The sequence below is a fragment of the Halomonas sp. N3-2A genome, assembly GCF_002216165.1.
In the GTDB taxonomy this organism is placed as follows: Bacteria; Pseudomonadota; Gammaproteobacteria; order Pseudomonadales; family Halomonadaceae; genus Vreelandella.
This window is the reverse complement of record NZ_CP022286.1, coordinates 1564794-1578310: the sequence shown is the minus strand read 5'-3', so window position 1 is coordinate 1578310 and position 13517 is coordinate 1564794. Positions and strand designations below refer to the sequence as shown.

The following is a 13517-nucleotide window of genomic DNA, read 5'->3' as shown; positions in this document are numbered from 1 at the left end:
TAGAGTAATTATGTTCGCTGTTGTTCGGTGAAGCGCTGCATGATCGTGAGTGTTTTATCACTAACATGATGCTCCATGCCTTCTGCATCAATACGCGCTGTACTGTCATCAACGCCAAGGGCGCGCAAAAAATGCAGCACTACATCGTGACGCGTCCGGGAAATTTCGGCCATTTTTTGGCCTTCTTCGGTCAAGAAGAGCGAGCGATAGGGCTTGCTTGTCACTAGGCCCAGCTCATTCAGGCGGCGAATCATTTTAGAGACGGTCGCTTGGCTAACGGCCATTCGAGTAGCGATATCGGCTGCGCGCGCTTCTCCGCGGTGGCGTAATAAGTCGCCGATTAACTCGACATAATCTTCGATCAGTTCCGTTTCGTGGGCATTACGCACCGTCTCATACTGCTGTGCATGCTGTTCCACGGGCGGTAGCGCATCTCCATCTTGGCCGTATGCGGTAGGAGAGTGTTGCTGTTGGTATTCACTCATTGGCAAAATTTATCAAGGTTAGTGGAAACGTTAATTAGTGATGGTAGCGCATTTTTTTAGATAATTGTTAGCCATGGCTAAACTGTTTGCATAAAGCTTTTTTATTGAGCTACAGCTGTACTTGTTGGGATCCTAGCACAGGAGAGCGAAATAATGACCAAGCAGTATGGCTGGTTAATCATTGTGCTAGTAGCGACTTGCTGCTTTTTCCTGGCCCTGTTTTTCACCCAGGCACGGCGTATTAATGCGCTTATGGCGTCATCGTAAGATCGCTACTGCCGATAACGCTTAAGAAGGAGATTGGAGACTTTCCCATGCCTTTTCTGCGATGCCAATACCAGCCCCTGTCATTAATAAGTAGGTTTGGTCGACACCTGCCCCATGTAATGGGGCTGCTTCATCCTGAAAGTGTATGCCCGCAAGCAGCTGTCCAGTAAAGCCTGCTTTACGCAGCTCGCGAGTGGCAATTAATTTACTTTCAAGCTCTGGGGTGGCCAACGTTACTGCCACCAGCTTTGAAATATCTAATTGATGCCAAAATCCCACGTCTTCTATATCGCCATAGTAGACGTGGCGTTTGTTCTCCGATTTATTAGGATCAGAATCAATACCCGCAACTGACACCCCCTTGTCGTTAAAAAAGTCGTAGGCAGCACTACCTGTGCGTCCCATGCCAAGTATTAATACGGTAGCACTACCGATGTTAACGGGCTGTTCATCTGGATGGCGTGTATCACGCTCAAAGCGTGTTAACGACCTTTCCCAGCGGTCGAAAAGTCCATGAGCTAAGCGGTTCAGAGGTGCCGAAATGACAAAAGATAATGCGACGGCGATGGCGAGCGGTACCAACCACTCCTCTAAAATACTAGAGGCAACGATTAAGCCAAATTCACTGTAGGCAGTTAGGCTTAAACCTCCCAGAAAAGCGTTACGTGCCCGGATACGAAATGCGATCAATAGCGCAAAAAATAGTAGTCCTTTTAAGGGCAGTGCTAAGGCGAGAACTCCGGCAAAAATCAAGGCATTGGTGTCGGGTAGCCCAGCCATTCCTATTTGTAAGAAAAAGCTGATTAGGAGCATTTCCTTTATGCCCCATAGCGCCTTTGAAAGCTCCTGAGCGCGGGGGTGTTTGGCCAGCAATAGGCCCATGACTAAGGCACCTACCTCTGAGCTTAACCCGACGGCTTCAAATCCCATTCCACCGATGGCAATTGCTAACACAGCGCCTAGCAGTACCAGCAGCTCATCGTGTTGGGCAATGCTCATTAACCAATAAAGAAGGGGTCTAAGTAGTGGTAGTAAAAATACCAGTAGTGCCCATGGGCTGGGGGTCTGGCCACTATAAAAGCTGAGTACTGCAATGGCGACCAAGTCTTGAATAATCAAAATGCCGATGGCAATTCGGCCATGGAGAGCGCGCAATTCTCGCTTAGCCTCAAGTACCTTAGCGGCAAGAACGGTGCTTGAAAATGAGAGGGCTATGGCAAGCAATATTGCCTTATCCATAGATAGCGATAAAAACACGACGAAGCCAACCGTAAAAAATAAGCAGGTAATGGCTAGGTGTATAAATGCGCTTCCAAGCACGACGGGCTCAGCAAGGCTCTTCACGTTAAGTTTTAGGCCAATGGTAAAGAGCAGCAATAGAACGCCTAAGTGGGCAAGATGTTCTAGTAAGGGACCTGCCTCGCTGGGCAGGCCAACGCTAGGGCCGAAGGCGTTGAGTGCAAACCCGGCGGCCAAAAAACCCACCAAGGGCGGTAAGCTAAGCTGACGGGCAATAATCCCGAAGACAAGAGCAAACGATAAAATAAGCACTTCAAACATGCTGAATCCTTAACATAAAGGTGGCTTGGTTATCTTCCCACCCGCCAATGTTTTTGCATTTCAATAAAGGTGAACGATGCCGACCAAGTGATCAGGACAAAGCCTGTTAAAGCCAGCGTTCCGTATAGGAATCGAACGGGGCCCGTTGCATAAATATCCCCATAACCGACTGTGGTGTAGGTGACGGCAGAAAAGAATATATAATCTAATAGATTAAAGCTGTCATAACCTCGCAGGGCGCCAATACCGTTGAGCGCTGTTAGCCACCATCCGGTCATACCAAACAGCCAAATTTCGGCAACGTGCGTCAATAAAACACCAAATGCCATGCCAAGGATACGCTGGCGATGAGGCTTATGTGATTGTTCAATTTGCCGTGAGATAAGCCATAGCGATTCGTAGTGAAGCAGCACCGCTATTACGACAGCGATGAACGTCGTTATTACGACGACCAAATGTTCGGGGTATGGAATGGTCAAGTAGTAAGAATCCCAACGTTGCTATGAGAAAATGTTCAGCACAGTCGGCTGCCGAATAACAGCAGTGAGCCATCTAAAGAGTGCCAGCCCCACCAGGCTAGCACTCCTCCGCCCAGCAGTAGCGTTGCTAATACTATCGACAGTGCAAACGCTGTTAATGGCTTCATGAGGCCACCTGAGGAGCGATGTTGCGTGCCAGTGGTTTTTCGCTAATAAACCAGTGCAGACCAGCGGCGACCAGTGAAAGCACAATGGCAATCTTCCAGACAGTGTCATAATGGCCAGTGAGATCATAAAGATATCCGCCAAGCCAGACACCCATAAATGATCCTAACTGGTGAAATAAGAATACAATGCCGCCCAGCATGGATAAATGGCGAACACCAAATACAGACGCAACAATGCCGTTGGTTAACGGTACGGTTGAGAGCCATAGTAGGCCCATGGCGATACCAAATAAATAAGCACTGGTAGAGGTCAGCGGCAACATGACAAAAGCGGTAATTATCGCGCCGCGAATTAAGTATAGCCAGCTAAGTAGGCGCGGTTTTGACCAAATTCCTCCCATCCATCCTGCCGTATAGGTACCCACAATGTTGAACAAACCGACCAGTGCCAACACCGTGGTGCCCACCTGAATGGCCAGACCGTTATCGAATAAATACCCAGGTAGATGGACAGCAATAAATACAACTTGGAAGCCGCAGACGAAAAAGCCGAGGCACAGCAGCCAAAAGCCTTTCTGGCCGACCGCCTCATTGAGCGCGTCGCGTAAGCTTAAGTCGCCCAGTGCGCTGGGGCTTGGGCGGTCTTTTAACATCGCCCCCAGGGGAATCATCAGTGCAGCAATGGCGCCCATCGCTAGAAGAGCTGCTGACCAGCCAAGCCACTCAATTAGCCCCAGTGTGCCGGGTAACATCGCGAATTGTCCAAAAGAGCCAGCGGCACTGACAATGCCCATCGCCATACTGCGTTTTTCGGGGGGTACTGCGCGTCCCACTGCGCCCAAAATTACTGAAAATGTAGTGCCGGATAGGCCTAAACCAATGAGGAATCCAGCGCTTAGAGTCATGCCTAATGCGCTGGTGGAAAGGCTCATAAAGCACAGCCCCGTCACATACAAAATGGCTCCTACGACAATAATTCTCGCCGCTCCAAAACGGTCAGCCAGCGCACCGGTGAAAGGCTGAGAGAGCCCCCAAATTAGGTTTTGAACTGCAAGGGCAAAGGCAAACACGCCGCGCCCCCAGCCGAAATCGCTGCTCATCGGCTCAAGGAAAAGCCCAAAACCATGGCGAAGCCCCATAGCAGTGGAAATAACCACGCTTGCTAGCATGATAAGGAGTAGTGTGCGATGTCGCGTCAATGCCATTTTACGTCCCTTGTTCTGTAGTTTGTTAACGCGTTAACTAACTATCTCACGGGTCAGATTTTTTTAGAAGCTATCAACTGTCGGACGAATTAGCAGTGTCGATAATAAGTTGAGGGCGGCATACTAGGTAGTATGTTGCAAAGCAACAAGTGTGCTTTGACTAAAGTCGTAAGCTTGTGTCACAAATGATTCGTATCTGTTAGTGACGCTTAAACGACATAAAAAATGCTTAAGTTAGGGCAGCTAAGTGAGGGTGATACCGACGAACTTCTTAATCTGTCGGCAATGCCGTCGTTTATCTCGCCTTTGATGCTGGAGCGTCACTGACGGGTTTAACCCACTATGTAGATGCAGGTCACCATATTCGCTTCTAACGTATGGGTGATTAAGGAAGTTTCCTAGTTTAAGGACGTGGTTTAAAGGAGTCACTCGATGTCGGCCAATGACGCTAATGATCTAATTGAAAATCGCACCTATGACGAAATAACGGTCGGTGATGAAGCCCACCTAGAAAAACGCCTGACCATGGAGGACATCAAACTGTTTGCTGTGATGTCAGGTGACATTAATCCGTCACACGTCGACAGCGACTTTGCTAAGAGCAGCCGTTTCCAGGAAGTCATTGCTCATGGCATGTGGGGCGGCGCGCTGATATCCACTGTGCTGGGAACGCAGCTGCCCGGACCGGGCACGGTCTATCTTACCCAGTCGTTGCAGTTTAAGGCACCCGTAAGGCTGGGGGATGTACTGCGGGTATCCGTGCGGGCTATCGAAAAAGACGATCAGCACCATAGGATCACCTTTGCCTGCCGTTGCGAAAATCAACGCGGTGATACGGTCATTGAAGGTGACGCTAGCGTATTGGCACCGATTAAAAAAATTCAACGGCCTCGCGCGTTGCTGCCCAAAGTGCGTTTAACCGAGCGTGGCAGGTTGCATGAGATTTTAACTGCTGCCGATCATCCGGAGCCAATGCCCACTGCCGTTGTTCATCCGGTAGATCAAAGTGCTATTTGTGGAGCGGTTGAATCAGCGGCGCAAGGTTTAATTATTCCTGTGCTGGTTGGGCCCAAAGGGAAAATACAACTCGCCGCCGAAAAAGCCGAGGTGGATATCAGTGCATTCGAACTGGTGGATGTTCCCCACAGCCACGCGGCTGCTGAACAAGCGGTGGCATTAGCACGTCAGGGCCGCGTAGGTGCGTTGATGAAAGGTGCGCTGCACACCGATGAGCTTTTACATGAAGTGCTTAAGCGTGACACAGGGTTGCGTACCGAGCGGTGCCTAAGTCATGTGATGGCCTTTGATGTGCCAACCTACCCGCGACCATTGTTGATTACGGATGCGGCAATCAATATCTATCCTAAGCTAGCTGAGAAGCGCGATATTGTTCAAAACGCGATCGAGTTAGCTCACGCATTGGGTAACGACAATCCCCGTGTGGCGATCCTTTCTGCTGTCGAGACCGTTAACCCCAAAATCACTTCTACGATTGATGCGGCGGCCCTGTGTAAGATGGCTGAGCGTGGCCAGATTAGCGGTGGCACCTTGGATGGTCCGCTGGCTTTCGACAATGCCGTCTCAGAAGCAGCGGCAAGAACCAAAGGTATTGTTTCGCCAGTAGCAGGGCGCGCCGACATCCTACTCGCGCCAGATCTTGAAGCGGCCAATATGTTGATGAAGCAACTGACTCACTTGGCGGATGCCACGGGGGCGGGCGTTGTCGTCGGCGCTAGGGTGCCGATCATGCTGACAAGCCGCGCGGATGATGCATTGACGCGCATGGCATCCAGTGCATTAGCGTTACTACTCGCTGACTATCAGCGTCGGAGCCTACTCAGTAACCCTTCAGGAGCATAACCATGCAGGAAATACTGGTGCTGAATAGTGGTTCTTCCAGCGTCAAGTTTGCGCTTTATCATATCACTGATGAAGACGCTGCCGGTGGAATTCAGGAGGCGTTGACGGTCGCCTACAGCGGCCATTTTTCGGGCTTGGCAACGTCGCAATGTCGCGTGTCGTTAGCGCATCGCGAACCTGGACAGCCCCCGCATCGCTATGATTTGCAAACTCTGGAGGCGCTGGGGCTAACCCCGGCAATAAACCATGAAGAGGCCATCACAAAGTTGATGGCATGGCTTGAGCAGCGTGAGGATAAAAGTACCCTGGTTGCCATTGGGCATCGCGTTGTTCATGGCGGCCAAACCTACTGTGAAGCGACTAGATTAAGCGCTAACGACGTGATCGAGTTGGAAAAATTTTCAAGCTTAGCGCCGTTGCATCAGCCCCATGGACTTGCGCCTATCAAACTACTGATGGCGCGTCTGCCAGACGTACCGCAGATCGCATGTTTCGATACCGCGTTTCATGCTCATCAGCCCTGGGTGGCTCGGCAGTTTGCTTTGCCGCGGGAATGGACGGCCAAGGGGTTGATACGTTATGGCTTCCATGGCCTTTCCTACGATTATATTCAGCGCACGCTACCTAATGTATTGCCGGATGATGCACCTCGTTCACGGGTGGTGGTGGCGCATTTGGGTAATGGTGCCAGTATGTGTGCTATTCGTGATGGCATTAGTGTGGCTTCCAGCATGGGGTTTACTGCGCTTGATGGATTGCCGATGGGGACTCGCTCTGGTGCCTTGGATCCAGGAGTAGTGCTTTACTTAATTAGTGATGAAAAAATGAGTATTGAGGACGTATCAGCGCTTTTATACAAGCGTTCAGGGCTGCTCGGTGTCTCTGGAATAAGTAGCGATATGCGCGAGTTGCTTGCAAGTGATGCCCCGGAAGCCGAAGAGGCTGTTGAGCTTTACTGCTATCGCGCCGCGCGGGAAATCGCCAGTTTAGCTGGCGCGCTGGGCGGGCTTGATCAATTGATATTCACCGCCGGTATTGGTGAGCATGCAGCACCGGTGCGTGCACGTATTGTGGCGCAGTGTGAGTGGTTGGGCATGCAACTTGATGAAAAAGCCAATAAGCGTGATGCCTGTTGCATCTCTTCAGCGAGTAGCCGTGTGGGCGTTTGGGTCATTCCAACCGATGAAGAGCGAGTAATCGCCAGTGATTGCCTAGCGCTTCTCAATAGGGCGGATCAAGCAGCGTTTTAATTCAGCCACCTGATGCCAGGGAGATTAGTTGAGCCACTGACCGTAAAGAGGGTTGAGTGTTGTCATTGTTGTGGTGATTACGACTGTCATTACCGCTACCGAGAAACCACTGATCTGATAGAATCCCCAGTTTTTGTAAGCTCACTCACTTATCTAACTGGGAATCTTAATGAACGCGGTAATTCTTGCTGTGCTAGTCATGGTGGCGCTTTCGCTTGCTCGGGTATCCGTGGTGTTTGCACTGGTTGTAGGCGCGCTGGTTGGGGGCTTGGTTGGCGGTCTTTCACTGGATGAAACGCTCAGTGCATTCAATGATGGTGTTGGTGGAGGCGCGCAAGTAGCCCTTGCTTATGCCACGCTTGGGGCCTTTGCGGTGGCTATTTCCCGTTCAGGGCTTCCAGATATGCTGGCCAATCGCCTGATTACAATGTTGGGAAAAGAAGCGACTGCGGCACATCAGGCGCGGGTAAAGGTGTTTTTGCTCGTCGCAGTGCTCTTGGTGGCTATCTCATCACAAAACGCCATTCCGGTGCATATAGCGTTTATCCCGGTGCTGATTCCGCCGTTGTTGGTGGTAATGAATCGTCTCCAGCTTGACCGTCGCGCGGTGGCGTGTGCGCTTACCTTTGGGTTAACCGCTCCGTATATGCTGCTACCTGTAGGATTTGGCGCGATCTTTTTGAATGATATTCTGCTGGCAAATTTAAATAGCGCTGGCGAGTCACTGGGCTTGGAAATTACCCGGGGCATGGTGCCCATGGCAATGGCTATTCCGGTAGGAGGAATGGCCATTGGCTTACTCGTAGCACTGTTTTTCAGCTACCGTGGGCAGCGTGAATATACTAATAAAGATCTAGTGGCGACTAATGCCCACCAAGGTCACTCGCCTGCAAAACCTCATACGTTTGGGCTGGTGATGTCGGGCGTGGCTATTGTGGCTGCGTTAGGTTTACAGCTATATACCGGCTCTATGATTATTGGTGGGCTAGTGGGGATTGGTCTGCTTTCGCTGGGCGGCATTTTTAAGTGGCGTGAAGCGGACGATCTATTTACCAGCGGTATGCGCATGATGGCGTTAATCGGCTTCATCATGATTTCAGCAGCTGGCTTTGCAGAAGTAATGAAGGCGACAGGGGATATCGAGTCGCTAGTGACAGGTGCGTTTGAGTTGTTTGGTGATAACCGCGGTTTAGCGGCGTTTGTTATGCTGCTGGTAGGCTTGTTTATTACCCTGGGAATTGGCTCATCCTTTTCGACCATTCCCATTATTGCAGCGATTTTTGTACCGCTGGCGGTGCAGTTTGGTTTCTCGCCAATGGCGACGGTTGTGCTGGTTGGTACGGCGGCTGCACTGGGCGATGCTGGCTCGCCAGCGTCTGATTCCACGTTGGGGCCAACTTCAGGTCTAAATGTTGATGGACAGCATGATCATATGTGGGACAGCGTGGTGCCTACCTTCCTGCACTACAATATACCGCTGATTGCTTTTGGGTGGTTGGCAGCGATGTCGCTTTAAGTTTTTTTCGCGCAAACCAACACGCAGACTAAGAAGGGCAGCCATGAGCTGCCCTTTTTTATACTAAAACCATGATTATTGCCCAGGTAGGTGTGTCTCGAAAGCGCTGAGCAGGCCGCGGAGTAAGGAGAGCTCCTTGCGGCTAGGCTGAGAGCGGGAGAACAGCGCCTGAAGCTGTTCTTCAGTGCGGGCATGGGGCTGGGTAAGAAAGCCACTCTGCTGCATCAGGCGTCCAAGATGCTCCTGGAAGTGCACAAACTGCTCGCGGCTGGGCGGCGTGGCTTCAAGTGGCCGTTGGTACATGAAGTGACTATCATCGCGCTTCCGCCAAGCACGGTGTACTTCATAGGCTAAAATCTGCACGGCCTGAGATAGATTTAAAATACCGTATTCAGGGTTGGCAGGTATGCTGACTTGGTGTGTGCAGCAGCGTATTTCGTCGTTGGTGAGACCTGAGCGTTCACGCCCGAATACCAGTGCAACCGGCGCTTGTGCGGCGTTCTCAATCACCTGCTGCGCCATGTCATCAGGTTCATCGAAGTGCGGCAGCGGCAGGCTACGGAGCCTTGCACTCGCACCGACCACTTGTACGCAATCACTAACCGCTTCTTCAAGGCTGCTTACACAACGGGCATGTTCAAGTACATCCGTTGCACCTGCTGCCATGCGAGTGGCTTCGTCATCTGGGAATGCGCGCGGATTAACCAATACGAGCTCGGATAAGCCCATGGTTTTCATCGCGCGAGCAGTAGCGCCAATGTTGCCTGGGTGGAAGGTTTGCACTAGTACGATGCGAATATTGGAGAGCACGGTAATGAAGACCTACAGCTGCCGGATAAAGGCGCTGATGGTAGCATGATTTTAGCTACCGTTAGAGGTGGGTGGGGTATTGTCAAATAAAAGAACCCCGCCGTGGCGGGGTTCTTAGCGACGTTAAACGTCAGAGCGATGGGCTCAGGGTTGCATTACATCATGCCGCCCATACCACCCATTCCGCCCATGCCACCCATGTCTGGAGCAGCGTCTTTCTCTTCAGGATCGTCAGCGATCATGCACTCAGTGGTGATCATCAGGCCAGCAACAGAACCAGCGGACTGCAGTGCAGTACGGGTTACTTTAGCCGGGTCCAGAACACCCATTTCGAACAGGTCGCCGTACTCACCCGTTTGTGCGTTATAGCCGAAGTTACCTTCACCATCTTTCACGCTGTTGATAACAACAGCGGCTTCTTCACCGGCGTTGGTGACAATCTGACGCAGCGGAGACTGCATAGCGCGCAGCGCCATGTTGATACCGTGGTTCTGGTCTTCGTTGTCGCCAGTCAGGCCTTGTACTTTAGCCATGACGCGAACCAGTGCAGTACCGCCACCAGGTACAACGCCTTCTTCTACTGCAGCGCGGGTTGAGTGCAGCGCATCTTCAACACGGGCTTTCTTCTCTTTCATTTCTACTTCGGTAGCCGCACCGACGCGAATAACAGCAACACCGCCTGCCAGCTTGGCAACGCGCTCTTGCAGCTTCTCTTTGTCGTAATCAGAAGAAGTTTCTTCGATTTGCGCACGGATCTGGTTAACGCGTGCTTCGATGTCATTTTCGACACCAGCGCCATCGATGATGGTGGTGTTTTCTTTAGACATCGTCATGCGCTTAGCGGTACCCAGGTGATCCAGGTTCGCTTGCTCAAGCGTCAGGCCAACTTCCTCAGAAATCACGGTGCCGTTAGTCAGGATAGCGATATCCTGCAGCATCGCTTTGCGACGGTCGCCGAAGCCAGGTGCTTTAGCTGCAGCAACTTTAACGATGCCGCGCATATTGTTCACAACCAGCGTTGCTAGCGCTTCGCCTTCGATATCTTCAGCGATAATCGCGAGCGGTTTACCTTGCTTAGCAACCGCTTCCAGCACCGGCAGTAATTCGCGGATGTTGGAGATTTTCTTGTCTACGAGCAGGATGTAAGGGTCTTCCAGCTCGACAGCCATGGTGTCTTGGTTGGTAACGAAGTAGGGCGAGAGGTAGCCGCGATCAAACTGCATACCTTCAACGACTTCCAGCTCGTCTTCGAAGCCACGGCCTTCATCAACAGTGATGACGCCTTCTTTACCAACTTTTTCCATCGCTTCAGCGATGATCTCGCCAATGCGCTTGTCGCCGTTAGCAGAGATTGTGCCTACCTGAGCAATCGACTTGGTGTCGGTGCAAGGAACAGACATTGCCTGAATCTCTTTAACAGCCGCGCTAACCGCTTGGTCGATACCGCGCTTAAGATCCATCGGGTTCATGCCCGCAGTAACGCCTTTCAAGCCTTCTGCGACAATGGCTTGAGCCAGAACCGTTGCCGTAGTGGTACCGTCGCCTGCAGCGTCAGACGTTTTGGAAGCAACTTCCTTAACCATCTGAGCGCCCATGTTCTCGAACTTGTCTTTCAGTTCGATCTCTTTAGCAACCGATACACCATCTTTAGTAACGGTCGGTGCGCCGAAGGACTTGTCCAGTACCACGTTACGGCCTTTCGGACCGAGGGTAACTTTTACTGCGTTGGCCAGAACGTCAACGCCACGAGCCATGCGTTTGCGGGCATCATCGGAGAACTTTACTTGCTTAGCTGCCATGTTCGTTATTTCCTAAACATTGAAATTTAAAAGGAAAAGTAAGTAGTCGAGGCGAGATTTAGCCTTCGACGACTGCCAAGATATCGGCTTCGCTCATGATCAGAACTTCTTCGCCGTTGATTTTCTGTTTCTCAACGCCGAAACCGTCTTTGAAAATCACCGAGTCGCCAACTTTAACGTCCAACGGGCGAACGTCACCGTTGTCGAGAATGCGACCATTACCAACCGCCAGGATTTCACCGCGAGTGGGTTTTTCCTGGGCGTTGCCCGGAAGCACGATGCCGCCAGCGGTTTTCTGCTCTTCTTCCACGCGACGAACAACGACGCGATCGTGCAAAGGACGGATATTCATGCTCACGTTCTCCTGAGTATCGTCAAAGCCCATAAGGGCAGTTAGCTAAATGAGATTTTCGTGGGCCTCTTGCCCGCGAAAAGTGAAGGTAAGTCACCTTCATGTTAATGGCGAAAGCTAGTGCATCCGCCGAACTTGTGTGCTGACTCAAAAGTGGGGGCTGCTCGTAGCCTTTCAAGGGGTAAGTGATAAAAAAAAATGTGGTTTTTTGGCATTCTTCTTCGATGAGCCTTCAGCGCCGCCTTGCTGTTTCATCGCGGCTAATGAATTCACCTTCAATCGGCCCTTCTTGACTGCTTGAGCGTGATGTCTGGGCCTGTTCGTAGCTTGCTTGCTGCTGTTGGTCAGCAGTGCTTTTTAAGCCTAGCCAGGTGAGGGCTTTAAATATTAACTGGCGAGCGTTAGGCAGCAGGCAGGCGATGCCTAGCGCGTCAGAGAGAAAGCCTGGGGCCAAAAGTAGGGCGCCTCCGAAAATCAGAGCGGCCCCGGTAAACAGTTCTTGAGAGGGAATTTCGCCCACTTGCATGCGCTGTCGCGCGCGCGCCAGAGTGGAAACACCCTCTTTGCGAATTAGATGTAGTCCAATGAAACCAGTGCCCAGTACGAGAAGCAGAGTGGTTAATAAACCAATTTGGCTACCGATCGAAAACAGTAGTACAAAATCAACTAACGTAAACAGCGATATAAAAAGAAGAATGGGCATGACAGACTCCATAACAAACGTAATTCGTCAATATGGTGGCAGAATTCGCGAAAACAAGCAGCCAACGTTCGGTTAGCCTGCTTACGTATGTGTTCTAATGCTCGATATTTCGCTCAATAACTTCTATGCTGCGATGCACAATAGCGCCATTTTACGAGGCGAGATAGGTAGCGCTTAGCAAGCAATTTAAAGTATCAGTCTTTATAAGTATCGGCCTAAGGAGAATCAGATGAACCTGACAAATAAAGTGATCGCGATTACCGGGGGAGCCCGCGGTCTGGGCTTTGCTATGGCGGAGCGGCTAGGCAAGCAAGGTGCTCGTTTGGCGCTTTTGGATATGAGTGCAGCAGCATTGGATGAGGCGGTATCAGCGTTAGCGTCTCAAGATATTCAAGCACACGCATTTGTGACCAATGTGGCTGATGAGCAGTCAGTGCAGCAGGCATTTGCTGACATTGCGGCCCGCATGGGACCGGTAGGCGGTTGTATTAATAATGCAGGGATCACTGACGATGGCTTACTTATCAAAGCAAAAGAAGGGGTAGTTGAAAAACGTATGTCGCTATCTGCTTGGCAGAAAGTGCTTGATGTTAATTTAACCGGCGTTTTTCTGTGCGGCCGGGAAGCGGCAACGCAAATGGTAGAAGCTGGGCACCAGGGCGTTATTGTCAATATTTCAAGTATTTCCCGAGCCGGAAATATGGGGCAAAGTAATTACGCTGCTGCCAAAGCTGGTGTCCATGCGTTGACAGTTACTTGGGGCAAAGAGCTTGCCCGTTACGGTATTCGTACTGGAACCGTGGCGCCAGGGTTTGTTGGAACCGACATGACAGCTTCCATGCGCCCCGATATGTTGGAAAGAATCTCCTCCAGTGTGCCTCTTAAGCGGCTGGGTAATCCTGATGACATCGCGAAAAGCGTCGCTTTCATTTTTGAAAATGATTACTTCACGGCGCGAATTATCGAGTGCGACGGTGGGTTGCGGCTTTAAACCATAAGAGACTAGCTGTTGCCCTTGACTGTTGCATCTAACTAATAGGCCATTGGCAGAACTGCCAATGGCC

The 13517-nt window shown here is 51.1% G+C and carries 13 protein-coding genes; 4 read left to right on the top strand and 9 right to left on the bottom strand.

All coding sequences use genetic code 11. The features are described from left to right. Nucleotides 1–8 precede the first annotated feature (8 nt). From mntR to CEK60_RS07465, 5 genes are all read right to left on the bottom strand, one after another. Entirely contained in the window at nt 9–485 is a 477-nt protein-coding gene (gene mntR, locus CEK60_RS07480; protein WP_089038486.1) for a manganese-binding transcriptional regulator MntR, read from the bottom strand. Between the two features lie 288 nt (nt 486–773). Then, a complete protein-coding gene (locus CEK60_RS07475; protein WP_089038485.1) occupies nt 774–2312 on the bottom strand; it encodes a cation:proton antiporter domain-containing protein in 1539 nt (512 codons plus the stop codon). A 29-nt stretch (nt 2313–2341) separates the two neighbouring features. Then, complete coding sequence (locus CEK60_RS07470) at nt 2342–2791, bottom strand: ion channel (protein WP_089038484.1); 450 nt, start codon at nt 2789–2791, stop codon at nt 2342–2344. 35 nt (nt 2792–2826) lie between these two features. Then, complete coding sequence (locus CEK60_RS22790) at nt 2827–2958, bottom strand: hypothetical protein (protein WP_269768699.1); 132 nt, start codon at nt 2956–2958, stop codon at nt 2827–2829. Beyond that, nucleotides 2955–4163, bottom strand: coding sequence for an MFS transporter (locus CEK60_RS07465; protein ID WP_089038483.1), 1209 nt, complete (start codon nt 4161–4163; stop codon nt 2955–2957). The genes CEK60_RS22790 and CEK60_RS07465 overlap by 4 nt, the downstream gene beginning before the upstream one ends. A gap of 432 nt (nt 4164–4595) precedes the next feature. On the opposite strand from CEK60_RS07465, the gene CEK60_RS07460 reads away from it, so the two are divergent. The 3 genes from CEK60_RS07460 (at nt 4596) to CEK60_RS07450 (ending at nt 8789) form a co-directional block, all read left to right on the top strand. Next, nucleotides 4596–6023, top strand: a complete 1428-nt coding sequence (locus CEK60_RS07460; RefSeq protein WP_089038482.1) for a bifunctional enoyl-CoA hydratase/phosphate acetyltransferase — start codon at nt 4596–4598, stop codon at nt 6021–6023. Between the two features lie 2 nt (nt 6024–6025). Further along, nucleotides 6026–7273 (top strand): acetate/propionate family kinase, encoded by a 1248-nt coding sequence (locus tag CEK60_RS07455; protein ID WP_089038481.1) that lies wholly within the window; start codon nt 6026–6028, stop codon nt 7271–7273. 169 nt (nt 7274–7442) lie between these two features. Then, nucleotides 7443–8789 carry a Na+/H+ antiporter family protein gene (locus CEK60_RS07450; RefSeq protein ID WP_089038480.1) on the top strand — a complete coding sequence of 449 codons (1347 nt, stop codon included), beginning with the start codon at nt 7443–7445 and terminating at the stop codon, nt 8787–8789. 75 nt (nt 8790–8864) lie between these two features. Here the strand turns inward: CEK60_RS07450 and CEK60_RS07445 are convergent, their stop codons facing one another. The 4 genes from CEK60_RS07445 to CEK60_RS07430 all read right to left on the bottom strand — a co-directional run bounded on the left by CEK60_RS07445 (nt 8865) and on the right by CEK60_RS07430 (nt 12453). Beyond that, complete coding sequence (locus CEK60_RS07445) at nt 8865–9599, bottom strand: RNA methyltransferase (RefSeq protein WP_089038479.1); 735 nt, start codon at nt 9597–9599, stop codon at nt 8865–8867. Nucleotides 9600–9754: 155 nt separating this feature from the next. Beyond that, complete coding sequence (gene groL / locus CEK60_RS07440) at nt 9755–11398, bottom strand: chaperonin GroEL (RefSeq protein ID WP_089038478.1); 1644 nt, start codon at nt 11396–11398, stop codon at nt 9755–9757. Nucleotides 11399–11456: 58 nt separating this feature from the next. Then, entirely contained in the window at nt 11457–11750 is a 294-nt protein-coding gene (locus tag CEK60_RS07435) for a co-chaperone GroES (RefSeq protein WP_038484796.1), read from the bottom strand. 232 nt (nt 11751–11982) lie between these two features. Next, a complete protein-coding gene (locus CEK60_RS07430) occupies nt 11983–12453 on the bottom strand; it encodes an FxsA family protein (RefSeq protein ID WP_038484793.1) in 471 nt (156 codons plus the stop codon). 229 nt (nt 12454–12682) lie between these two features. Between CEK60_RS07430 and CEK60_RS07425 the strand changes: the two genes are divergently transcribed. Continuing rightward, a complete protein-coding gene (locus CEK60_RS07425) occupies nt 12683–13444 on the top strand; it encodes an SDR family oxidoreductase (protein ID WP_089038477.1) in 762 nt (253 codons plus the stop codon). Nucleotides 13445–13517 lie beyond the last annotated feature (73 nt).